Genomic DNA, 21,592 nt, shown 5'->3' on the forward strand with positions numbered 1-21,592 from the left:
CGGGTCGAGGACACGATGTCCGCCCGTACGTGGTGGTACGTGGCGGTCACTGCGGACCGGCGCGCCTGCTGCCAATAATCATGGCGAACGAGAGCACGGAGGCAGTCTGGCACAGCTCTGCCCCTGTCCTCACGGGTGTCTCAGGATGCGAACCGCACAAGAGCACGGATCGGCCGACGCACCGATCAGCCGACGCGCCCATCGGCGGGTGCGCCGATCAGCCGACGCGCCGCAGGAACACGTCGCTGGTGCCGTTCGTGTCGCCGGGTACGAGGTCGGGCGAGGCGGAGTCGAAGGCCACGGCCGTGCCGTTCTCGTTGACGGTCGGGTTCTGGGCCGCCTGATCGTTGCGGTGGCCGGTGGTGTCCGCGCTGATCAACTGGGTGTCGCCGGTGGCCAGGTCGCGCAGATACACGGCCGGGACGCCGCCCGGCTCGCCGAGGCGTGCCGAGACGTACGCGAGGTGCAGTCCGTCGCCGCTCAGCGCGGCTTCGGCGGTATAGACACGGCGGCCCGCGCCCTTGACCAGCCGGGTGACTCCCTTGTCGAGGTCGCGCACGAAGACGTTCACGCTGCCGTTGGTGTCGCCGGGGGCGAGGTTGGAGGCGTAGGAGTCGAAGGCGATGTGCCGGCCGTCGGCGCTGAGCGAGGGCCCGGTGGACTCGCGGTTCGCGGCGCTGCCGTGCCGTCCCACGGAGGCCTTCTCCAGGGTCCCGGTCTCCAGGTCGCGTACGTAGATGTCGCTGTCGTTGGCCGGGCCGCCGGGGTGCGGGATCGACCACTGGTAGGCGACGTAGCGGCCGTCGGCGCTGATGGACGGGCGGACCGCCGCGCGGGAGCCGTCCGAGTCCTGGCTGACCTGCTGGACGGAGCCGTCGTAGATGCGGTAGCGGTAGACGCGCGGCTGTTCGACGCGGTCGGGCGCGGAGGGCAGGGTGGCGCTGAAGGCGACCCACTGGCAGTCGGCGCTGACCACGGGCTGGCCCGCCCAGGTGAAGGGCACGCCCTGGTAGCCGTGGCTGGCGAAGGAGGCCTTGCCGACGGCGGCGTTGCGCACGTAGATCGCGGGGGTGGTGTCGGTGCGGCCGGACGTCGTGATGTCGGTGGCCTCCGAGACGAAGGCGGTCATCCGGCCGGTCGAGCAGGGCGCGCCGTCGTACGAACGGCCGTTGCCCATCCCGTGGTTCTGTCCGCTGTAGCTGACCGGGAGACTGCCGTGGTAGACGTCGGACACCCCGTTGGTGTCGCCGCTGTAGAGCGGGCCTTCGCTGGTGAAGTAGACGTCGCTCGTGGTGGAGCTGATGTGCGGGTGGATGGAGAGGGCGTCGATCTGTCCGCCGTCGCGGTCGACGCTGACGCGGACGGTGGTGGGTGCCGGGTCGTCTGCGGACGCCGGTGACGCGGCGGCGGTCGGGATGCTCGCGCCGCTCAGCGCGAGCAGCAGGGCGGCGCCTAAGGACACACGTGCAGCAGTGGACATGAATTCCCCCCGGAATCCTGTCGTCCCCCGGCCCTGAACCAGGGGCCCTCCCGAAGACAACCGCACCACATACCCCAGGTCAATGCGCTCGATTACGTACAACCCGGACGGGTGATCGACCGTCCGCGAACGCCGGTCAGCCGAGCGGTCAGCCGATCCGTCCGTCGAGGGGTCAGCCGATCGGTCCGTCGAGCGACTCGTCGAGGAACTCCCGTACGTGGGACAGGATGTGGCCTCGGTCGGTGCCGCGCAGGCCGATCGCCACATGGATGGAGAAGCCGTCGAGGAGCGCCCGCAGCCGGGAGGCGAAGCGGTCCGCGTCGAGGGCGCGGAACTCACCGTGCGAGATGCCCTCGGCGATCAGCGCGACGAGGTCGCGGTGCCAGGCGCCCTCGATGGCGACCTGCCGCTCGCGGGCATCCTCATCGGCGTTCTGCGAGCGGTTCCAGACCTCCAGCCAGAGCGTCCAGTGCGGATCGCGGTGGCCGTCGGGGACGTACAGGTCGACATAGGCGTCGAGCCGCTCGCGGGCCGGGGCCGCCCGGGTGAGCAGCCGGCCGCGCTCGGCGCCGAGGCGGCCCTCGCTCCACTCCAGGGTCTGCAGCAGCAGCTCGTCCTTGGAGCGGAAGTAGTAGAGGAGGTGGCCGCTGCTCATGCCGACCTCGCGGCCGAGCGCCGCCATGGTGAGCTTCTCCAGACCGCGCTCGGCGATCATGTCCATGGCGGCGGCGAGGACGTCCTCACGGGGCGGTGCGTTCCTGCGGGCACCGGCCATGGCGTACTCCTCAGATCTTCGGCTGCTGCTGGGTGATGCAGTGGATGCCACCGCCACCGGAGAAGATCGTACGGGCGTCCACCAGTGTGACCGTCCGCTCGGGGAACAGCCGCCGGAAGATCCCGGCCGCGATCTCGTCGCGCGGGTCGTCGAAGCCGCAGAGCACGACGCCGCCGTTGCAGAGGTAGTGGTTGATGTAGGAGTAGTCGGCCCAGTGGCCGTCGGCCTCCAGGACGGTCGGGGCCGGGACCTCGACGACCTCGATACGGCGGCCACGCGCGTCGGTCGCCGCCTTCAGCAGGCCGATGATCTCCTTGCTGACCTCGTGGTCGGGGTGCGCCGGGTCCGGCTGGGAGTGCGCGACCACGACACCGGGGCGGGCGAAGGCGGCGACGATGTCGACATGGCCGAGCGTCCCGAAGCCGTAGGGCGGGTAGTCGCCGGTCAGGCCGCGCGGCAGCCAGATCGCCTTGCGGGTGCCGAGGTGAGCGTGGATCTCCGCCTCGACGTCTTCGCGGGTCCAGTGCGGGTTACGCTCCGGGCCGAGCTGCACGGTCTCCGTGAGCAGGACGGTGCCCTCGCCGTCGACGTGGATCGCACCGCCCTCGTTGACCAGTTTCGAGGCGTACGTCTTGGCCCCCGCGAGATCGGAGACGTACGCGGCGATCTTCGCGTCGTGCTCCCAGCGGGCCCAGTCCTGGGCACCCCAGCCGTTGAACGTCCAGTCCACGGCGGCGAGTTCGCCCTGCCCGTTGGTCAGGAACGTGGGGCCGATGTCGCGCATCCAGGCGTCGTCGAGTTCACGCTCGACCGTGGCGATGCCCTCGCCCAACAGCCCCTGCGCCTCGGCTGACTGACCCGGCCCGCAGACGACCGTCACCGGCTCGAACCGGCGGATCGCACGGGCCACGTCGGCCCAGGCCCGGCGCGACTCGGCGAGGTCGTCCGAGGTGTCGAAGGTGGGGTTGGAGCCCGGCCACGCCATCCAGGTGCGCTCGTGCGGGGCCCACTCGGCGGGCATACGGAAGCCGTCGGCGGCGGGGCTGTTCATGTCGGAGGTCCTCACAGGAAGTACAGACGGTTGAGGGAGACCGAGTCGGCGGGCTCGGAGCGCAGCGGGTCGCCGTCGAGGGTGACCAGCCCGGTGCGCTGGTCGACATCGACCGCTCCGGTACGGGAGTTGAGGCGCAGGTCGGCCGGTCCGATCCCCCGGGTGCCGCGCACGGCGACCCGGCGGCGGCGCGTGGGCACGCGGTCGCCTCCTTGGTCGAGCGCGGCCTGCGCGACGAAGGCGACCGAGATGTCGGCGGGAGTCGCACCGTGCGCCCCGAACTGCGGTCCCAGCACAAGGGGTTCACAGGTGTCCGTGGCCGCATTGGGGTCGCCGACGACGCCGTACGCCGGGAAGCCGGACTTCAGCACGAGCTGGGGCTTGGCGCCGAAGTACTCGGGGCGCCACAGCACGATGTCGGCGAGCTTGCCGATCTCGATGGAGCCGACCTCGTGCGAGAGCCCGTGGGCGATGGCCGGGTTGATGGTGAGCTTGGCCATGTAGCGCAGGACGCGCTCGTTGTCGTGGTCGTCCGGGGCGCCGAACTGGGCCTTCATCTTCCCGGCCATCGCGAAGGTGCGACGCACGGTCTCGCCCGCGCGGCCCATGCCCTGTGCGTCGGACGAGGTGATGCCGATCGCGCCCAGGTCGTGCAGTACGTCCTCGGCGCCCATCGTCCCGGCGCGGATGCGGTCGCGGGCCATGGCGGCGTCGCCGGGCAGATCCGTCTTCAGGTCGTGGACGGAGACGATCATCCCGTAGTGCTCGGCGACCGCGTCCCGGCCGAAGGGCAGCGTCGGGTTGGTGGAGGAGCCGATGACGTTCGCGACTCCCGCCATTTTCAGGACGTTCGGCACATGGCCGCCGCCGCAGCCCTCGATGTGGAAGGCGTGGATGGTGCGCCCGTCGAGCACGCGCAGGGTGTCCTCGACGGAGAGGCATTCGTTCAACCCGTCGCTGTGCAGCGCGACTTGGACGTCGTACTCCTCCGCGACGCGCAGCGCGGTGTCCAACGCCCGCGTATGGGCTCCCATGTCCTCGTGGACCTTGAAGCCGGACGCGCCGCCCTCGGCGAGGGCCTCCACGAGCGGGGCGTCGTTCGAGGACGAACCCCGGCCCAGGAAGCCGATGTTGACCGGCCAGGCGTCGAAGGCGTTGAAGGCGTGCCGCAGCGCCCAGGGCGAGTTGACGCCGACACCCCACACCGGCCCGAACTCCTGGCCGATGATCGTGGTCACCCCGGAGGCGAGCGAGGCCTCCATGATGCGCGGCGACAGCAGGTGCACATGCGTGTCGACGGCTCCGGCGGTGGCGATGAGCCCCTCGCCGGAGACGATCGACGTGCCCGTGCCGACCACCACGTCGACGCCGTCGAGGGTGTCGGGGTTGCCGGCCCGCCCGATCGAGCAGATCCGCCCCTCCCGGATGCCGATGGACACCTTCCGGATGCCCAGCGCGGCGTCGATCACCACCACGTTGCTGATGACGACGTCGCAGGTGTCGCGGACGGCGGCGGCCTTGAGGTGCAGCCCGTCGCGGGCCGTCTTGCCGAACCCGGCGAGGAACTCGTCGCCGTAACTCTGGGCGTCGGACTCGACCCGGATGGTCAGCCCGGAGTCGCCGAGCCGGACACGGTCACCGGCGCGAGGGCCGTGGGCGCCCGCGTACTCGTACGGATTCATCGCGCACCTCCTGGAGCCGCGGCTCCCAGATATCCGCAGGCCGCGGCCCTGCGCAGGGCCTCTTCCCTGGCCCCCGGGGCGTCCAGCGGTCCGTCGACCAGCCCCGCGAACCCGATCGCGATCCGCTCGCCGCCGATCGGCAGCAGCCCGACCTCGACGCTCTCGCCGGGCCCGAAGCGCACCGAAGACCCGGCGGGTACGGCGAGCCGCATGCCGTAGGTCTCATCGCGTACGAAGTCGAGCCGCGGGTTCGCCTCGAAGAAGTGGAAGTGGGAGGTGACCGACACCGGCACGGTGGCCGTGTTGGTGACGGTCAGCCGCACCACGGCGGCCGGCTCGGCGTGCGCGGGCCCCGGCAGCAGCGCGCCCGGGGCTCCGTCGCCGAGTCCGCCGCCGATCGGGTCGGAGACCACCGCGAGCCGCGAACCGTCGTCGAAGACGGCCTCGACGTGCACCTCGGTGACGACGTCGGCGACGCCGGGCAGCACGTCGCCCGGGCCGAGCACGGCCCGGGCGGCGTCGATGGCCTCGGCGAGGCGCCGCCCGTCGCGGGCCGCCTCGCAGACGGTGTCCGCGATGAGCGCCGTCGCCTCGGGGACGTTCAGGCGCAGGCCCCGGGCGCGGCGGGCGCGGGCCAGCTCGGCGGCTCCGAAGAGCAGCAGCCGGTCACGTTCCGTAGGGGTCAGTCTCACGCGACGACACCTCCTTGCCTTCCAGTCGTTAGAGCACCACTCTAACCATCAGATTCACGAGACGGAAACATTGACGTGTGAGCTTGTGGCGAGTCACATTGAACGTCGCTCTAACTCACAGATGGCCGATCGAAGGAGACCAGCCATGCCGATAGAACAGCGCGGAGTCGACACCATCCCCGACGAGGAGCGCACCAGCGGGCCGCGCGACCTCGTGTCGATCCTGCTCGGCTCCAATCTCTGCCTCGGCGTGATCATCTTCGGCTGGCTGCCGCCGTCCTTCGGGCTCGGCTGGTGGGCGTCGGTCAGCTCGGTCGTGGCGGGCACGGTGATCGGCACGGCGCTCACGGCACCGCTGGCCCTGGTGTCGCTGCGCACCGCGACGAACCTCTCCACCTCCTCCGGCGCCCAGTTCGGCGTCCGCGGACGGCTCGTCGGCTCGGTCGTCGGACTGCTGCTCGCCCTCGGCTACACCGCGCTGACCGTGTGGATCGGCGGCGACGTGATGGTGGGCGTCCTGAACCGCCTGGTGGGACTGCCCGCCAACGGGATCTCGTACGCCGTCGTGTACGGGGTGCTCGCCGCCGCCACCGTGGCGGGCGCGGTCTACGGCTACCGCGTACTGCTCGCCATGTCCCGCGTCCTCGCGTTCGGCATGACCGCACTGCTCGCCCTCGGACTGATCGCGTACGCCCCGCACTTCGGCACCGCCGCGCTGCCGGAGACGGGCGGCTACCTGCTCGGCTCCTTCTGGCCGACCTGGCTGCTCGCGGCGGTGGCGGCGGGCCTGTCCGGACCCATCGCGTTCATCACCCTCCTCGGCGACTACACGCGCTACATCTCGCCGTCCCGCCACTCCTCCCGCAAGGTCCTGCACGCCACCTGGCTGGGACTGATCGCCGGGCTCCTCGTGCCGCAGCTCTTCGGCACCTTCACGGCGTACGGGGCGCGCGCGGCCCTCGACTACGCGGGGCCGCTGGTCTCCGCCTCCCCCACCTGGTACCTGGTCCCGCTGCTGCTCGCCGCCTCCGCGGGCTCGGTCGGCAACGCCGGCCTGATGCTGTACTCCATGGGCCTCGACCTCGACGCGATCCTGCCGCGCGCCTCCCGGGCCCGGGCCACGTACACGGTCGCCGTCGTCGCCACGGCCTGCGTCTTCGTGGGCCACTACGCGTCCAGCGCGCAGGCCGCGATGACCTCCTTCGTGCTCCTGCTGACCGCGATCGGCACGCCCTGGGCCGTCATCACCCTCATCGGCTTCGCCCGCTGCCGCGGTGTGTACGACCCGGACGCTCTCCAGGTCTTCAACCGGCGTTCGCGAGGCGGGATCTACTGGTTCCGGGGCGGCTGGAACATCCAGGCCACCGCCTCCTGGGCACTGGGCGCGTTCGTCGGTCTGCTCGCGGTCTCGCTCCCCTCGTACGAAGGCCCGCTGCTGTCCCTGACGGGCGGGGTGGACTGCAGCTTCGTGCTCTCGGGGATCGTCGGCGGCGCGCTGTACCTGCTGCTCACCGCCCGCGTCCCCGCCCCGGTACACGGCAGGGCCGCCGCGGACACGGAGTCCGAGGCGGCCCTGACAATGACCGGTGAGGGTTAGCCCAACGGGTGCCGGCCCAACGCGTGCCGGCCCAGCGGGTCCTAGCCCAGCGGGTACTAGCCCAGCGGGTGCATCCAGCCGTGCTTGTCCTCGCGGATGCCGCGCTGGATGTCCAGCAGGGCCTCGCGCAGCTTCAGGGTGACCTCGCCGGGCTCGCCGCCCGACTGCTTCCACTCGGCACCGGTGCGCTTGACCGTGCCGACGGGCGTGATGACCGCGGCCGTACCGCAGGCGAAGACCTCGGTGAGGGTGCCGTTCTCCGTGTCGGCCTGCCACTGGTCGATGGAGACACGACCCTCCTCCGACTCGTAACCCAGGTCGCGGGCGACGGTGAGGAGCGAGTCACGGGTGACACCGGCGAGGAGGGAGCCGGTCAGCTCGGGGGTGACGATCACCGGCTTTTCATTGGACGCAGCGCCGTACACGAAGTACAGGTTCATGCCGCCGAGTTCCTCGACCCACTTGTGCTCCACGGCGTCGAGGTAGGCGACCTGGTCGCAGCCCTTCGCGGCGGCCTCGGCCTGCGCGAGGAGGGAGGCCGCGTAGTTGCCGCCGGTCTTGGCGTCGCCCATGCCGCCGGGGACGGCGCGCACGCGGTCCTCCGAGAGCCAGATGGAGACGGGCTTCACGCCGCCCGCGAAGTACGCGCCGGCGGGCGAGGCGATGACCAGGAACAGGTACTCGTTGGCGGGCTTCACGCCCAGGCCGACCTCGGTCGCGATCATGAAGGGGCGCAGGTAGAGGGACTCCTCGCCGCCGTGCGCCGGAACCCAGTCGCGGTCCTGCTGGACCAGCGCGTCGCACGCCTCGATGAACGTCTCGACGGGCAGCTCCGGCATCCCGAGGCGGCGCGCGGACCGCTGGAAGCGCTGGGCGTTCATCTCGGGGCGGAAGGTGGCCACGGAACCGTCGGGCTGGCGGTACGCCTTGAGCCCCTCGAAGATCTCCTGCGCGTAGTGCAGGGTCATGTTCGCCGGGTCGAGGGAGAGCGGACCGTACGGAACGAGCTGGCCGTCGTGCCAGCCGCGGCCCTCGGTCCACTTGATGGTCACCATGTGGTCGGTGAAGTGGCGGCCGAAGCCGGGGCTGGCCAGGATCGCCTGGCGCTCCGCGTCGGAGAGCGGGCTGGAGGAGGGCTTGAGCTCGATCGTGGGCGTCGTCATGAGTGGTTGTCCTTCACCGGATTCGTATGTGATGGGCCGCCTGGCTCGATACGGCATAGGACGGCCAGTGCTAGGACGTCCGAGCATTCCCTCATTCCGCGGCTCCACGTTCGATTATCGCGCGTGCGGAGCCATGGACGAAAACGTTGTGAATGCGGCCCAGGGGTTGATGGTGGCACCCGGAGAGGCACAGGAAAAGCCGCCGGGTGCGGAAGCTACCCGGCGGCTTTGCGGAGCGCGGCGGGTCAGCCGGCTACTCGTACCGCGAGCGCGTCGCCGATTTCCGCGGTGCTGCGGGCAGGCTTGCCGACACGTTCGGCGAGGTCGGCGGCGACCGCGTCCTCGATGCGGGCGGCCTCGGACTCGTAGCCGAGGTGACGCAGCAGGAGGGCGACGGACAGGACGGTGGCCGACGGGTCGGCCTTGCCCTGGCCCGCGATGTCGGGCGCCGAACCGTGCACGGGTTCGAACATCGACGGGAACTCGCCGCTCGGGTTGATGTTCCCGGAGGCGGCGACGCCGATGCCGCCGGAGACGGCCGCGGCGAGGTCGGTGATGATGTCGCCGAAGAGGTTGTCGGTGACGATCACGTCGAAGCGCTCGGGCTGCGTGACGAGGTAGATCGTCGCCGCGTCCACGTGCATGTACTCGGTGGTGACCTCGGGGAACTCCGCGGCCACCTTGTTGAAGACGTTGGTCCACAGGTGACCCGCGAAGGTCAGCACGTTGTTCTTGTGGATGAGCGCGAGCTTCTTGCGGGGGCGGGCCTGGGCGCGGGCGAACGCGTCACGGACCACACGCTCCACACCGAAGGCGGTGTTGACGGAGACCTCGGTGGCGACCTCGTGCTCGGTGCCCTTGCGGATGGTGCCGCCGTTGCCCGTGTAGGGACCCTCGGTGCCTTCGCGTACGACGACGAAGTCGATCTCCGGCTGGCCGGCCAGCGGCGTGGCGACACCCGGAAGGAGCTTCGACGGACGCAGGTTGACGTGGTGGTCGAAGGCGAAGCGGAGCTTCAGCAGGAAGCCGCGCTCCAGGACACCGGAGGGGACCGAGGGGTCGCCGATCGCGCCGAGCAGGATCACGTCGTGCTGCTTGAGGGCGTCGAGGTCGGCGTCGGTGAGGGTCTCACCGGTGGCGTGGTAGCGCCGCGCGCCGAAGTCGAACTCCTTGGTCTCCAGCTTCACATCCTGCGGAAGGACGGCGGAGAGGACCTTCAGGCCTTCGGCCACGACCTCCTGGCCGATGCCGTCACCCGGAATCACTGCGAGATTGATGCTGCGAGACATGACGGCACCGTACTCCTTGTCCCATGGGATGACACGGCATGTCCGCCATACGGACACCCGGAGGAGGGACAACGCCATGCCGTCGACTGCCGTTCACCCGTACGCAGGGCCGGTGTTGGGGATTGCTGGGAACTTCACCTTCATGGACATCCCCGACTTCGGCATTCCGGAGCAGCTCGCGGGCCGGATGAGCATGGCCGAGCAGCACGAGTACCTGCGGACGAAGCTGTCCCGGCGGCGCACACTGGTGACGGCGGGCATGGTGGCGGGCGGGCTGCTGACCGGCTGCTCCGGGTCGGGCACGGTGACCGCGAACGGTTCCGCCTCGCCCACCCCGGCCGCCACGGCCCGGGTCGCCGGCTCCGCCGTCACCCCCTTCGGCCGCCATCTCGCCTTCGGCGCCGACCCGAAGACGAAGATGCGGATCTCCTGGCAGGTGCCGTTCGCGGTGAAGAAGCCGTACGTGCGCATCGGGACCCGGCCCGAGGAGCTGAGCCGGAAGATCGATGCGGAGGTCCGCGATCTGCACACCCCGGGGCTGACCGGCGTGCGCCTGGCCGTCGAGCAGTACTACCTGCACGCGGCCCTGGACGGCCTGAAGCCCGGCACGACGTACTACTACGGCGTCGGCCACGACGGCTTCGACCCGGCCTCGCCGCAGCACCGGTCGACGATCGGCTCGTTCCGCACGGCGCCCGCGCGGCCGGAGAAGTTCACCTTCACCGCCTTCGGCGACCAGGGCGTCAGCCCGGCCGCGGCGGCCAACGACCATGTACTGCTGCGGCAGAAGCCCGCCTTCCACCTGCACGCCGGGGACATCTGCTACGCGGACCCGACGGGCCAGGGCAAGAAGTCGGACTCGTACGACGCCGGGTTCTGGGACCTGTTCCTCAAGCAGAACGAGTCGGTGGCGAAGTCCGTGCCCTGGATGGTGACGACCGGCAACCACGACATGGAGGCCTGGTACTCACCGGACGGCTACGGCGGCCAGCTGGCCCGCTGGTCGCTCCCGGACAGCGGCTTCGACCCGCACAAGGCGCCGGGCGTGTACGCGTTCACGTACGGCAACGTCGCTTTCGTGGCGCTGGACGCGAACGACGTGTCGTACGAGATTCCCGCCAACCGGGGCTACACGGACGGCAAGCAGACGAAGTGGCTGGACCGGACGCTGGGTCGGCTGCGGGCGACGAGGGAGGTCGACTTCGTGGTCGTCTTCTTCCACCACTGTGCCTACTCGACGTCCTCGCACGCATCCGACGGCGGGGTGCGCGCCGAGTGGCTGCCGCTGTTCGCGAAGCACCAGGTGGACCTGGTGATCAACGGGCACAACCATGTGTACGAGCGGACCGACGCGATCAAAGCCGGCGAGGTCGGCAGGCCGGTGCCGGTCGGCGCGTCGACGGATCCGACGCGGGACGGGATCGTGTACGTCACCGCGGGCGGCGGCGGCAAGGACCTCTACTCGTTCCCCTCGGGCGTCAAGGACAGCTACGAGGGGCATGTCCGCCACCGTGAGTCCGTGCCGTCGTTCCACTGGACGAAGTCACGGCAGATGAAGGCGGAGAGCGTGGAGTGGTCTCGGGTGCGGTACACCGGCTTCTCCTTCCTCTCGGTGGAGGCGGAGGCCGGTACGACACCGAAGCTGAAGGTGTCGGCGCTCGCGCAGAGCGGTGAGCGCATCGATCACTTCGAGGTGCGGCGCGGCGCCTGAGAGCCAGTGCTCTGGGCCCCGCGCCGCACCCACGGGTGCGGCTCCCGGTAGTGAAGGCGGGCGGCGGGCCTCAGTGGCCCGTCGATCCGCCGTTGTCCCTGCGGTCGAGGGCGCGCTGGAGGGCGGCGGCCGCGTTCCTGCGGTCGGACTCGCTCGTACGAGAGGTGTGACGGACTCGGCGGACGGTCGTCTCGGCCATGATGATCGACTCCTTGCATCCGGCACATGCGTCCGGAAGGGCGATGAGGAATTACGAGACGCCGGAAGGGGCGGGGAGCGGTGCCGCAGGGGTTACCTGCCAAGGGCTCCGGCTCACGACCGCCATTCGCTTGGTCGAGCGAGACGTTCGGCTCCCTTAAAGCTAAAGGAGGCTCGGCCATCTGTCTCCACAATTACTCGGACTTCCTACTATCTGAGACGATGGCTTGGGTCACACCCCTCTGACCTGCGACGACGCGCCGCACGGCATCGCCCGCCCCCGGCCGCAGCCGTAGGGCGCCAACCGTCGGCACCAGACAGAGCGCACCGAGCACCACGAACGCGACGGCGTACGCCGAGCGCGGAGCGTCCGTGAGGGCCGCGCCCCCGCGCAGCGCCGCCGCGGCGATCGCCACGCCGAGCCCCGCGGCCAGTTGCTGGCCGGTGGCGAAGAGGGCGTTGGCGTCGCGCAGCCGATCCGGGCGCAGCTCGCTGAAGGCGATCGTCGAGTAGCCGGTGAGTCCGGCCGAGCGGGCGACGCCGCCGAGCGCCGCGACGACCGCGATCACCGCGACCGGGGTGGCCGCGGTGAACAGCGCGCAGGCCGCGGTCGTGGCCGCGAGCCCCAGCGTGGAGACGATCAGCAGCGGCCGGAACCCGAACCGGTTGATCAGATACGTCGTCGCGGGCTTGATCCCGATGTTGCCGACGAAGACGAACAGCACGACCGCGCCGGACTTCACCGCGCCCCACCCGAAGACCTCCTGGAACAGCAGGGGAAGGAGGAAGGGGACGGCACCGACGACGGCCATGTAGAGGGAGCCGTCGAGCGCCGCGGCCCGGAAGGACTGGACGTCGAGGGTGCGGAGGTTGATCAACGGGTGCGGGGTGCGCAGCAGATGGCGCCCGGCGGCGGCGAGGGCGACGGCGGCTATCGCGGCGGGCAGGGCCGTCCCGGCGAGCGAGCTGTGGGTCTCGGAGACCAGGTGGGCGGTCCAGGTCAGAGCGGCGAGGCCGGTACAGGTGAGCAGGACGCCGGTGGTGTCGAGCGGGGGCGGCGCGCTCTGGACGCCGGGCTCGATGAGGCGGCGAGCGACGAGCAGGGCGAGGGCGCCGAGGGGCACGTTCAGCAGGAAGATCCAGTGCCAGGAGGCGTACGTGGTGATCAGGCCGCCGAGCAGGGGCGCGGCGACCGGGGCGGCGAGCCCGGGCCACACGATGCAGGCGACCGCGCGGGGCAGGTCGGGCTTGGCGGTCCTCGCCAGGACGACGAGCCGGCCGACCGGCACCATCATCGCGCCCCCGACGCCCTGGAGGACGCGCATGCCGACGAGGGTCGGGAGGTCCGGGGCGAGGGCGCAGGCCAGCGAGGCGACGGTGAACACGGTGATCGCGGCGAGGAAGACCCTGCGCGGGCCGAAGCGGGCGGTGAGCCAGCCGGAGAGGGGGATGAGGACGGCGAGGGTGACGAGGTAGGCCGTGATGATCAGGCCGACCGAGGCGGGCGTGGTGTGCAGGTCGGCGGCTATCTGCGGGGCGGCGGTCGACACGATCGTGCCGTCCAGCATCTCCATGAAGAAACAGCCTGCGACGAGGAGCGCGGTGCCGCGCTGACGCGAATCCATCATGGGTCCAGGCTGGCGGCGACCTACTGATGCACACAAGTTCCGATTGCTTCATCTAGCATTGCGTCTCATGCAGCAATCTTCGCCGCCGGGGGCTGCGCCCCTGCCGGACATGAACCTCCTGCCCGCCCTGGACGCCCTGCTGCGCGCGGGCAGTGTCGCGGGCGCGGCGGACGAGCTGAACGTGTCGCCCTCGGCGATGAGCCGCACGCTGGGCCGGCTGCGCCGCGTGGTCGGCGACCCGCTTCTCGTCCCCTCGGGCCGGGGCCTGACGCTGACACCCCGGGCGCACGAGATGCAGCCCCGGGTGCAGGCCGCGCTGGCGGCGGCGGTCGCGGCGCTGCGGCCACCGAGGGAGGTCGAACTTGCGCTTTTGAGGCGGGAGTTCAGGATCCGCACGAACGACGGGATCGCCATGTCGCTCGGCGCCCCGCTCCTTGAGCTGGTGGCGCGCGAGGCTCCCGGTGTACGGCTGCGACTGCTGCCGGAGGGCGACGAGGACCCGGCGGACCTGCGCACCCATGTCGACCTGGACGTGGGCGAGTTGCCCGACCCGCTCCCGCATGACGTGCGCAACTCCGCGCTGCGCGAGCACCGTTACGTGGCGGTGGCACGGGCCGACGCGGAGTTCGCGCGGGGGCCGCTGACACCGCACCGGTTCGCCGAGCTGCCGCACATCACGGTGACCCGGCGCGGCCGCACCTACAGCGTGGTCGACGAGCGGCTCGCCGAACTCGGCCTAAGCCGCGATGTGTTGGCCACCGCTCCGACGTACGGCGCGGCCTGCTTCTTCGCCCTGCGCACGGACGCGCTGGCGCTGGTGCCGTCCGAGGTCGCGACGGAGGCGGCCCGGGTGATGCCGCTCGCGATCCTGGAGATCCCGCTGGAGCTGCCGGTGGCGACGACCGGCCTCGCGTGGCACGTACGCCTGGACACGGACCCGGCACATCGGTGGCTGCGGGGCGCGCTGGCGCGGGTGGCGGCGGAGGCTTCGCCGCAGACGAGTGCCGTCACACCGTCCGGGGCCGCGGGTGCAGCGCCCGCAGCTCCCTGATCAGCGCGCGGACCGCGACCGTCGAGGCCAGTTCGGGTGTGGTGACGTAGCCGACAGAGCGGGTCGGGCGCTGCGGGCCGAGGTCGGTGATGTCGAGTGCGGGCGGCGCACTGGTCAGGGAGAGCGCGGGCATGATGGCCATTCCGAGCCCGCTGCCCACCATCGAGAGCACTGCTCCGTCGTCCTCGGCGCGGACCGTCGCGCAGGGGATCCAGTCCTGCTCGGCCCACCAAGTGCGGGTGTACGACGAGCAGTTCTCGGTCCAGTCGACCAGCGGCAGCGAGCGCGGGTCGGGATGCCCGGCCGGGTGGACCAGCGCGTACGGCTCCTCCAGCAGGACGTCACCGACCAGCTGCGGCGGCACCGGCGAGCTCGTGCCCAGCGTGGCGATGCCGACGTCCGCCCGGCCCTCGGCCACCTCCCCCGCCGTGCCCGGCCCGACCTCCCGTACGACCCGCACGGTGGGCTCGATCCCGGGGTGCCGGGCCGCCAGGCGTTCCAGGGCGGGCGGCAGCAGATGCAGCGCCGCACTGCGGAAGGCCGCGATGCGCAGCGGCCCCGCGACGGTGTCGGTGCCGCCCGGTCCCGCCCCGGCGCCGCGCGCCTCCGCGGCGAGCGTGTCCAGCATCCGCAGCACCCGCCGGGCGTGCGCCGCGGCCCGGGCGCCCGCCTCGGTGGGGCGGGCCCCGTACCGGCCGCGCTCGAAGAGCACCACGCCGAGCTTGCGTTCGATGCCGCGCACCGCGTGCGACACCGCGGACTGCGTCGCGCCGAGCGGGACGGCGGCCGCCGAGAAGCCGCCCTCGTCGGCGACGGCCACGAGGGTGCGCAGCTCCTGCGGGGCGAGGTCGGACGCGGTCATCGCGGCTCCTGTTCCGTGGCGGCCAAGAAGGGTTCTGTCCCGGCGGTCAGCGGTCTCTGTCGCCGCCGTCAAGGGTCACACCTGCACCTATGAGAGTGGCTCATGGATGCGGGCGTTCCATGAGCGCAACCCTCTGCCCGGGTCCGGCATTCCTGCCTACGGTCCCGTTCCATGAACGACACCGGCAGGAACGACATCGCGCTCACCGTCCAGCAGACCGCCCGCCCGACCGGCTTCCCCACCCCGGACCACTTCCGCTTCGTCGAGTCGCCCGTCCCCGAGCCGGCCCCCGGCACGGCGCTCGTCGAGAACCTGTACTGGTCCGTCGACCCGTATCACCGCGAGATGATGGACGGCGACTTCGAGCTGAACGCCCCGCTGGAGGGCCGGGCGCTCGGCCGGGTGATCGCGTCCCGGGATCCGGCGCTCCCGGAGGGGGAGATCGTCTTCCACCGTCACGGCTGGCGCACCCACTCCGTCGTGCGCCCCGAGGAGACCAGACGGCTTCCCCGCCACGACGGCGTGCCTCTCTCCGCGCACCTGAGCATCCTCGGCGGCACCGGCCTCACCGCGTACGTCGGCCTCACCCGCATCGCCCAACTCCGCGGCGGTGAGGACCTGTTCGTCTCGGCGGCCGCGGGAGGCGTCGGTACGGCCACCGGGCGTCTGGCCCGGCTGCTGGGCGCCGGACGACTGGTGGGCAGCACGGGCAGCGCGGCGAAGGCGGCGTATCTCACTCAACACGTGGGCTACGACGAGGTGTTCGACTACCACGCCGGCCCCGTCGCCGACCTCCTGTCGAAGGCGGCCCCCGACGGCATCGACCTGTTCGTGGACAACGTCGGCGGCGAGCACCTCGGCGCTGCGATCGGCGCGCTGCGCGAGCACGGCCGGGTGGTGCGGATCGGCACCGTCGGCCAGTACAACGCCCCCGACGCGCCGCTCGCCCTCTTCAACCACGCCGACGTGGTCGAGAAGAGCCTGCGCATCGAGGGCTTCCTCGTGAGCAACTACCGTGATGTGCAAGAGGAGTTGTACGAGTTCGCCGTACCGCATCTGCAGAGCGGCCGGCTCGCCCTCGACGAGACGATCGTCGAGGGCTTCGACCGGATCGTGGACGCGTTCCTGCTGATGCTGCGCGGCGGCAACACCGGCAAGATCATCGTCAGGGGTGCCGAGGGGTAGCCGTCAGGGGCACTGGGCGGTGCCCCTCGGGCGCCGCCTCACAGCACGTCGCCGTCCCGCCAGTCGAAGACCAGCTCGTACGCCGGATCGAGCGGGCCGGCCGTCGCGGGGCGCACGAACGTGCTGCCCTCCTCCTCCGCCAGCCGCACGACACCCTCCGGGCCGAGCGCGCAGATCCGCCCGGGCCAGACCTGCCAGCCGCGAGCCGTGTAGAGGAGCGCGCCCTTGTCGCTCGCGGAGAGCGCGCCCAGCCCGTACGCCGTGTCGACGATCCGCTCCAGCTCGGCCATCACCTGCCCGCCGAGTCCCGTACGCCGGACATCCGCCCGTACGGCGACGGCCTCCACGTACCCGACGCGGAGCGAGCGGCCGCGATGCCGGGCCCGGCGCTGGATCACCGCGCCATGGGCAGCGATCCCCCGCTCGTCGTGCACGAGGACATGCAGGCCACCGAGGCTGTGGTCCCAGTCCTCGTCACCGAAGTCCCCTTCGAAGGCCTCGTCCAGGAGGGCGCGGACGGCGCAGAGTTCGGCGGGGGTGAGGTCCGCGGTGTGGGTGGTGCGGGGTCGGGAGGTCACGGGGGCAGTATTCCGGATTCGGGCAGAGGCGAGTCAGCGTTTTTGACTAACCCCTCACAGCCACTTGACTGGTTAAGCCCACCAGTGATGCACTGCCCCCATCGCCGCACTAACCACTCACACACATATCAAAGGTTAGGGGAATCCCTCATGGCCACCCACCGGATCCACCACCGCAGCACCACCGTCCGCGGCCACGAGATCCACTACCGCGAGGCAGGCCCCGCCGACGCCCCCGTCCTGCTCCTCCTGCACGGCTTCCCGACCAGCTCGCACATGTTCCGCGACCTGATCCCCCTCCTCGCCGACGGCTACCACCTGATCGCCCCGGACCACCTCGGCTTCGGCCGCTCGGCGGCGCCCGCGGCCGACGAGTTCCCGTACTCCTTCGCCGAACTGGCCGAGATCACCGGGGAGTTCACCGAGCAGCTGGGCCTGAAGGAGTACGCGCTCTACATCCAGGACTACGGCGCCCCGATCGGCCTGCGGCTCGCGCTGGCACACCCCGAGCGGGTGACCGCGATCATCACGCAGAACGGCAACGCGTACGAGGAGGGGCTCGGCGCCGACGCCTGGGCGCCCGTGCTGGCCCTGATCGCCGAGCGCACCCCGAAGACCGAGGCACCGGTCCGTGAGATCAGCAGCCTCGACGGCATCAAGTGGCAGTACCTGCACGGAGTTCCGGCCGACGAGCAGGACCTGGTCAGCCCGGACGCGTACCACCACGACGCCGCGCTGATGGCCCGCCCCGGCCAGCCCGAGATCCAGCTCGACCTGATCTCCGACTACGGCTCCAACTTCGCCCTCTACCCGGCCTTCCAGGAGTACTTCCGCACCGCCCAGGTCCCCGTCCTCGCCGTCTGGGGCGCCCACGACCAGATCTTCGTCCCCGCGGGCGCACTCGCCTTCCAGCGCGACCTCCCGCACGCGGAGGTCCACCTGCTCCCCACGGGCCACTTCGCCCTGGAGACGCACGCCGACCAGATCGCCGGCCTCATGCGGGACTTTCTCGAACGGAACCTGCCCACGACCTGACCGCCTCCCGGAAGCCCTTCGGGTCCTCCACCCACGGCAGGTGCCCGGCACCCGTAACGACCGACCGTCGCACCCGCGGCAGAGCCCGCTCCAGCGAGTCGACCGCCCAGCGCGGCCGGGGATCCCGCTCACCGTCGACGATCAGCACGGGCACGGTCAGGGCCTGGCAGGAGTCGTACAACTCGGCGGTGCCCAAGGTCTGTTTCGTCTGGGCACCCAGGGCCTGGTTGCACTCGAAGTTGATCTCGAACCACGGCTCGGCCATCCGCCCGGCATGCTCCAGCGCCCGCTCCCGGTCCTCGAAGTCGACCGACCACTGGAGCACCGCCCGCTCCCGGTCCCCGTCCGGCAACTCCTGCCAGCGCGCGAGCCGTTCGGGCATCTCACCGAGGCGGGCGAGGAAGTTCTCCCCGAAGTGTCCGCGCCAGGAGGACCACGGGTCGATGCCCGTACCGCCGACGTACACGAGCCCGTCGACCCGGTCGGGATGGGCCAGCGTGTAGCTCAGCGCCAGCTGCGCGCCCCAGGAGTGGCCGAGCAGCGCCATCCGTTCGAGCCCGAAGTGCCGTCGTACGGCGTCCAGATCGGCCACGAACCGCTCGGTGGTCCACGGCCCGGCGCACCGCTCCGACCGCCCGCACCCGCGCTGGTCCCAGCGGATGACCGTGGCCCGGTCCTCCAGCATGGCGGTAACGTCCTCGAACATGTCCCACAGCCCTGGCCCACCGTGACACAGGACCAGGGGCTCACCCTGCCCCGACCGCGAGGCCCACAGCCGTACACCGTCGTCGGTGATCACCGTCTCCGTCATGGTGGACAGTCTGCCCGCGCGGGAAAGCACCCGAAAAGAGAGGAGGGGCCGGGCAATCGGCCCGGCCCCTCTCACGCGTGATGGATCACGCGACGATCACATGACGGATCGTCAGCCCATGTGCGGGTACCCGTAGTCGGTCGGCGGGACCAGGGTCTCCTTGATGGCGCGGGTCAGCGTCCAGCGCATCAGGTTCTGCGGGGCGCCGGCCTTGTCGTTGGTGCCGGAGGCGCGGCCGCCGCCGAAGGGCTGCTGGCCGACGACGGCGCCGGTCGACTTGTCGTTGATGTAGAAGTTGCCCGCGGCGTAGCGGAGCTTCTCCATCGTGTACGCCGTGGCGGCACGGTCACCCGAGATGACCGAGCCCGTCAGCGCGTAGTCCGACACCGACTCCATCTGGGTCAGCATCTCGTCGTACGCCTCGTCCTCGTAGACGTGCACGGCGAGGAACGGGCCGAAGTACTCGGTCGTGAAGACCTCGTTCGAAGGGTCCGAGCACTCGACGACCGTCGGGCGCACGAAGTAGCCGACCGAGTCGTCGTAGGAGCCGCCCGCGACGATCTGGCAGGTCGGGTCCTGCTTCGCGCGGTCGATGGCCGCCTTGTTCTTGGCGAACGAGCGCTCGTCGATGACCGCGCCGATGAAGTTCGACAGATCGGTGACGTCACCCATGGTCAGGTAGTCGACCTCGGCCGCGAACTCCTCCTTGAAGCCGGAGTTCCAGATGGACGCCGGAATGTACGCGCGGGAGGTCGCGGAGCACTTCTGGCCCTGGTACTCGAAAGCGCCGCGGGTGAGGGCGGTCTTGAGGATCGCGCGGTCGGCGCTCGGGTGGGCGACGACGAAGTCCTTGCCGCCGGTCTCGCCGACCAGGCGCGGGTAGGAGCGGTACTTCTCGATGTTGGTGCCGACCGTCTTCCACAGGTACTGGAAGGTCTTCGTCGAGCCGGTGAAGTGGATGCCCGCGAGGTCCCGGTGCTCCAGGGCGACCTTGGAGACCTCGATGCCGTCGCCGGTGACGAGGTTGATGACGCCCTTGGGCAGGCCCGCCTCCTCCAGGAGCTGCATCAGCAGCACGGCGGCGTGGGTCTGCGTCGGGGACGGCTTCCAGACCACCACGTTGCCCATGAGCGCGGGAGCGGTGGGCAGGTTGCCCGCGATCGCCGTGAAGTTGAACGGCGTGATCGCGTAGACGAAGCCCTCCAGCGGGCGGTGGTCCAGACGGTTCCAGACGCCCGGGGAGTTCGCCGGGGGCTGCTCGGCGAGCAGGTCACGGGCGTACTTCACATTGAAACGCCAGAAGTCGACCAGCTCACAGGGGCAGTCGATCTCCGCCTGCTGGGCGGTCTTCGACTGGCCGAGCATGGTGGAGGCGGCGAGGGTCTCGCGCCAGGGGCCGGCGAGCAGTTCGGCGGCGCGCAGGATGATCGCGGCGCGGTCGTCGAAGGACATCGCGCGCCAGGCCGGGGCGGCCGCGAGGGCGGCGTCGACCGCGTCCTGGGCGTCCTGCTGCGTGGCGTTCGCGCCGGTGCCGATGACGGCCTTGTGGTTGTGCGGCTGCACGACGTCGAAGCGCTCACCGCCGCCGAGCCGCTTCTCCCCGCCGATGGTCATCGACAGTTCGAGCGGGTTCTCGGCCAGCTCCTTGAGCTTGGCCTCCAGGCGGGCGCGCTCCGGGGAGCCGGGGGCGTAGCCGTGCACCGGCTCGTTGACGGGGGTGGGGACCTGGGTTACTGCGTCCATGTCTGCCGTGACTCCTTATACGAGTGAGCGGTGGTTCGGGCTCAGCCCTTGGTGAGGATCGAGCGTGCGAAGAAGAGGAGGTTGGCGGGCTTCTCCGCCAGGCGGCGCATGAAGTAGCCGTACCAGTCCGTGCCGTACGCCGTGTACACGCGCATCCGGTGGCCCTCGGCGGCGAGCCGCAGGTGCTCCTCGCTGCGGATGCCGTACAGCATCTGGAACTCGTACTCGTCGAGCTTGCGCCCGGCGCGCCGGGCGAGTTCCTGCGCGACGGAGATGAGGCGCGGGTCGTGGGAGCCGATCATCGGGTACCCGTCGCCCTCCATGAGGATGCGCAGGATCCGGACGTACGCCTTGTCGGTCTCGGCCTTGACCTGGTAGGCGACCTCGGCGGGCTCCTTGTAGGCGCCCTTCACGAGGCGGACCCGGCTGCCGGCGGCGGCGAGGCGGCGGGCGTCGGCCTCGGTGCGGAACAGGTAGGCCTGGATGACGCAGCCCGTCTGCGGGAAGTCCTTCCGCAGCTCCTCGTGGATGGCGAACATCGAGTCGAGGGTGGTGTGGTCCTCGGCGTCCAGCGTGACGGTGGTGCCGATGGCGGCGGCGGCCTCGACGACCGGGCGGACGTTGGCGAGGGCGAGCTCGTGGCCGTCGTCCAGCGCCTGGCCGAACATGGACAGCTTGATGGACATCTCGGCCTTCGTGCCGAGGTCCAGCGCCTTGAGGTGCTCGATCAGCTCCAGGTACGCGTCCCGGGCGGCGTACGCCTGCTCGCGCGTCGTGATGTCCTCGCCGACGACGTCGAGGGTGACTTCGAGACCCTTGTCGACGGCGTCCTGGACGATCGGGACGACCTGGTCGACCGTCTCGCCGGCGATGAATCGGGCGACCACCTGCTTGGTGCCGGGGGCCGCCGACACGAAGCGGCGCATCTTGTCGCTGCGCGACGCGGCGAGAATCACGGGACCCAGCACGGGGCACCTCCACGGAAAGAACGGGCGGGCCGCGAACCCGGCGATATCACCTTGAGGGCGACGCAGGGGTACGGCACGGAGAACCACCGTGAA

19 protein-coding genes are annotated in these 21,592 nt (G+C 70.9%); 5 read left to right on the top strand and 14 right to left on the bottom strand.

Annotation, left to right across the window (positions count from 1 at the left end; translation table 11 throughout):
* Positions 1–217 precede the first annotated feature (217 nt).
* The 5 genes from AB5J56_RS14200 to ureA all read right to left on the bottom strand — a co-directional run bounded on the left by AB5J56_RS14200 (position 218) and on the right by ureA (position 5,680).
* Complete coding sequence (locus tag AB5J56_RS14200; RefSeq protein WP_369233067.1) at positions 218–1,480, bottom strand: TolB family protein; 1,263 nt, start codon at positions 1,478–1,480, stop codon at positions 218–220.
* Between the two features lie 172 nt (positions 1,481–1,652).
* Positions 1,653–2,255, bottom strand: a complete 603-nt coding sequence (locus AB5J56_RS14205; RefSeq protein WP_369233068.1) for a TetR/AcrR family transcriptional regulator — start codon at positions 2,253–2,255, stop codon at positions 1,653–1,655.
* Positions 2,256–2,265: 10 nt separating this feature from the next.
* Positions 2,266–3,306 carry an agmatine/peptidylarginine deiminase gene (locus AB5J56_RS14210; protein ID WP_369233069.1) on the bottom strand — a complete coding sequence of 347 codons (1,041 nt, stop codon included), beginning with the start codon at positions 3,304–3,306 and terminating at the stop codon, positions 2,266–2,268.
* Positions 3,307–3,317: 11 nt separating this feature from the next.
* Entirely contained in the window at positions 3,318–4,988 is a 1,671-nt protein-coding gene (locus AB5J56_RS14215; RefSeq protein WP_369233070.1) for an urease subunit alpha, read from the bottom strand.
* The gene (gene ureA / locus AB5J56_RS14220) at positions 4,985–5,680 is read right to left on the bottom strand and encodes an urease subunit gamma (RefSeq protein WP_369233071.1); all 696 of its coding nucleotides are present in this window, start codon (positions 5,678–5,680) and stop codon (positions 4,985–4,987) included. Before ureA ends, AB5J56_RS14215 begins: the two co-directional genes overlap by 4 nt.
* A gap of 145 nt (positions 5,681–5,825) precedes the next feature.
* Here ureA and AB5J56_RS14225 point away from each other — a divergent pair, with 145 nt between their 5' ends.
* Complete coding sequence (locus tag AB5J56_RS14225) at positions 5,826–7,277, top strand: cytosine permease (protein ID WP_369233072.1); 1,452 nt, start codon at positions 5,826–5,828, stop codon at positions 7,275–7,277.
* A 56-nt stretch (positions 7,278–7,333) separates the two neighbouring features.
* Here the strand turns inward: AB5J56_RS14225 and AB5J56_RS14230 are convergent, their stop codons facing one another.
* Both AB5J56_RS14230 and AB5J56_RS14235 read right to left on the bottom strand, forming a co-directional pair.
* Positions 7,334–8,440, bottom strand: a complete 1,107-nt coding sequence (locus AB5J56_RS14230; protein ID WP_369233073.1) for a branched-chain amino acid aminotransferase — start codon at positions 8,438–8,440, stop codon at positions 7,334–7,336.
* Positions 8,441–8,685: 245 nt separating this feature from the next.
* Positions 8,686–9,729 (bottom strand): 3-isopropylmalate dehydrogenase, encoded by a 1,044-nt coding sequence (locus tag AB5J56_RS14235; protein ID WP_369233074.1) that lies wholly within the window; start codon positions 9,727–9,729, stop codon positions 8,686–8,688.
* A gap of 142 nt (positions 9,730–9,871) precedes the next feature.
* On the opposite strand from AB5J56_RS14235, the gene AB5J56_RS14240 reads away from it, so the two are divergent.
* A complete protein-coding gene (locus tag AB5J56_RS14240; protein WP_369242543.1) occupies positions 9,872–11,440 on the top strand; it encodes a purple acid phosphatase family protein in 1,569 nt (522 codons plus the stop codon).
* A gap of 70 nt (positions 11,441–11,510) precedes the next feature.
* Here AB5J56_RS14240 and AB5J56_RS14245 read toward each other — a convergent pair whose 3' ends face one another.
* Together AB5J56_RS14245 and AB5J56_RS14250 are read right to left on the bottom strand one after the other, a co-directional pair.
* Positions 11,511–11,639, bottom strand: coding sequence for a hypothetical protein (locus AB5J56_RS14245; RefSeq protein WP_369233075.1), 129 nt, complete (start codon positions 11,637–11,639; stop codon positions 11,511–11,513).
* Between the two features lie 193 nt (positions 11,640–11,832).
* Entirely contained in the window at positions 11,833–13,266 is a 1,434-nt protein-coding gene (locus tag AB5J56_RS14250; RefSeq protein ID WP_369233076.1) for an MFS transporter, read from the bottom strand.
* A gap of 67 nt (positions 13,267–13,333) precedes the next feature.
* On the opposite strand from AB5J56_RS14250, the gene AB5J56_RS14255 reads away from it, so the two are divergent.
* Complete coding sequence (locus AB5J56_RS14255) at positions 13,334–14,317, top strand: LysR family transcriptional regulator (protein WP_369233077.1); 984 nt, start codon at positions 13,334–13,336, stop codon at positions 14,315–14,317.
* Here AB5J56_RS14255 and AB5J56_RS14260 read toward each other — a convergent pair.
* Positions 14,274–15,179: a LysR family transcriptional regulator gene (locus AB5J56_RS14260; RefSeq protein ID WP_369233078.1), complete on the bottom strand. Its 906-nt coding sequence runs from the start codon at positions 15,177–15,179 to the stop codon at positions 14,274–14,276. The genes AB5J56_RS14255 and AB5J56_RS14260 overlap by 44 nt on opposite strands.
* Positions 15,180–15,350: 171 nt before the next feature.
* On the opposite strand from AB5J56_RS14260, the gene AB5J56_RS14265 reads away from it, so the two are divergent.
* Positions 15,351–16,364: an NADP-dependent oxidoreductase gene (locus AB5J56_RS14265; RefSeq protein WP_369233079.1), complete on the top strand. Its 1,014-nt coding sequence runs from the start codon at positions 15,351–15,353 to the stop codon at positions 16,362–16,364.
* A gap of 38 nt (positions 16,365–16,402) precedes the next feature.
* Here the strand turns inward: AB5J56_RS14265 and AB5J56_RS14270 are convergent, their stop codons facing one another.
* Positions 16,403–16,942, bottom strand: a complete 540-nt coding sequence (locus tag AB5J56_RS14270; RefSeq protein ID WP_369233080.1) for a GNAT family N-acetyltransferase — start codon at positions 16,940–16,942, stop codon at positions 16,403–16,405.
* A gap of 150 nt (positions 16,943–17,092) precedes the next feature.
* Between AB5J56_RS14270 and AB5J56_RS14275 the strand changes: the two genes are divergently transcribed.
* Entirely contained in the window at positions 17,093–17,977 is an 885-nt protein-coding gene (locus tag AB5J56_RS14275) for an alpha/beta fold hydrolase (RefSeq protein ID WP_369233081.1), read from the top strand.
* Here AB5J56_RS14275 and AB5J56_RS14280 read toward each other — a convergent pair.
* The 3 genes from AB5J56_RS14280 to AB5J56_RS14290 form a co-directional block, all read right to left on the bottom strand.
* A complete protein-coding gene (locus AB5J56_RS14280) occupies positions 17,937–18,788 on the bottom strand; it encodes an alpha/beta fold hydrolase (RefSeq protein ID WP_369233082.1) in 852 nt (283 codons plus the stop codon). The two genes, AB5J56_RS14275 and AB5J56_RS14280, sit on opposite strands and share 41 nt — an antisense overlap.
* Before the next feature lie 111 nt (positions 18,789–18,899).
* Entirely contained in the window at positions 18,900–20,531 is a 1,632-nt protein-coding gene (pruA, locus tag AB5J56_RS14285) for an L-glutamate gamma-semialdehyde dehydrogenase (RefSeq protein ID WP_369233083.1), read from the bottom strand.
* Between the two features lie 41 nt (positions 20,532–20,572).
* Positions 20,573–21,499 carry a proline dehydrogenase family protein gene (locus AB5J56_RS14290; protein WP_369233084.1) on the bottom strand — a complete coding sequence of 309 codons (927 nt, stop codon included), beginning with the start codon at positions 21,497–21,499 and terminating at the stop codon, positions 20,573–20,575.
* Positions 21,500–21,592: the final 93 nt, after the last annotated feature.

The sequence above is a fragment of the Streptomyces sp. R21 genome (assembly GCF_041051975.1).
In the GTDB taxonomy this organism is placed as follows: domain Bacteria; phylum Actinomycetota; class Actinomycetes; order Streptomycetales; family Streptomycetaceae; genus Streptomyces.

Excerpts from the sequence above, each read along its gene's own strand:
- AB5J56_RS14200 (WP_369233067.1), bottom strand. The coding sequence starts at position 1,480 with ATGTCCACTGCTGCACGTGTGTCCTTAGGCGCCGCCCTGCTGCTCGCG.
- AB5J56_RS14205 (WP_369233068.1), bottom strand. The coding sequence starts at position 2,255 with ATGGCCGGTGCCCGCAGGAACGCACCGCCCCGTGAGGACGTCCTCGCC.
- AB5J56_RS14210 (WP_369233069.1), bottom strand. The coding sequence starts at position 3,306 with ATGAACAGCCCCGCCGCCGACGGCTTCCGTATGCCCGCCGAGTGGGCC.
- AB5J56_RS14215 (WP_369233070.1), bottom strand. The coding sequence starts at position 4,988 with ATGAATCCGTACGAGTACGCGGGCGCCCACGGCCCTCGCGCCGGTGAC.
- AB5J56_RS14225 (WP_369233072.1), top strand. The coding sequence starts at position 5,826 with ATGCCGATAGAACAGCGCGGAGTCGACACCATCCCCGACGAGGAGCGC.
- AB5J56_RS14230 (WP_369233073.1), bottom strand. The coding sequence starts at position 8,440 with ATGACGACGCCCACGATCGAGCTCAAGCCCTCCTCCAGCCCGCTCTCC.
- AB5J56_RS14235 (WP_369233074.1), bottom strand. The coding sequence starts at position 9,729 with ATGTCTCGCAGCATCAATCTCGCAGTGATTCCGGGTGACGGCATCGGC.
- AB5J56_RS14240 (WP_369242543.1), top strand. The coding sequence starts at position 9,872 with ATGGACATCCCCGACTTCGGCATTCCGGAGCAGCTCGCGGGCCGGATG.
- AB5J56_RS14245 (WP_369233075.1), bottom strand. The coding sequence starts at position 11,639 with ATGGCCGAGACGACCGTCCGCCGAGTCCGTCACACCTCTCGTACGAGC.
- AB5J56_RS14250 (WP_369233076.1), bottom strand. The coding sequence starts at position 13,266 with ATGATGGATTCGCGTCAGCGCGGCACCGCGCTCCTCGTCGCAGGCTGT.
- AB5J56_RS14255 (WP_369233077.1), top strand. The coding sequence starts at position 13,334 with ATGCAGCAATCTTCGCCGCCGGGGGCTGCGCCCCTGCCGGACATGAAC.
- AB5J56_RS14260 (WP_369233078.1), bottom strand. The coding sequence starts at position 15,179 with ATGACCGCGTCCGACCTCGCCCCGCAGGAGCTGCGCACCCTCGTGGCC.
- AB5J56_RS14265 (WP_369233079.1), top strand. The coding sequence starts at position 15,351 with ATGAACGACACCGGCAGGAACGACATCGCGCTCACCGTCCAGCAGACC.
- AB5J56_RS14275 (WP_369233081.1), top strand. The coding sequence starts at position 17,093 with ATGGCCACCCACCGGATCCACCACCGCAGCACCACCGTCCGCGGCCAC.
- AB5J56_RS14280 (WP_369233082.1), bottom strand. The coding sequence starts at position 18,788 with ATGACGGAGACGGTGATCACCGACGACGGTGTACGGCTGTGGGCCTCG.
- pruA (WP_369233083.1), bottom strand. The coding sequence starts at position 20,531 with ATGGACGCAGTAACCCAGGTCCCCACCCCCGTCAACGAGCCGGTGCAC.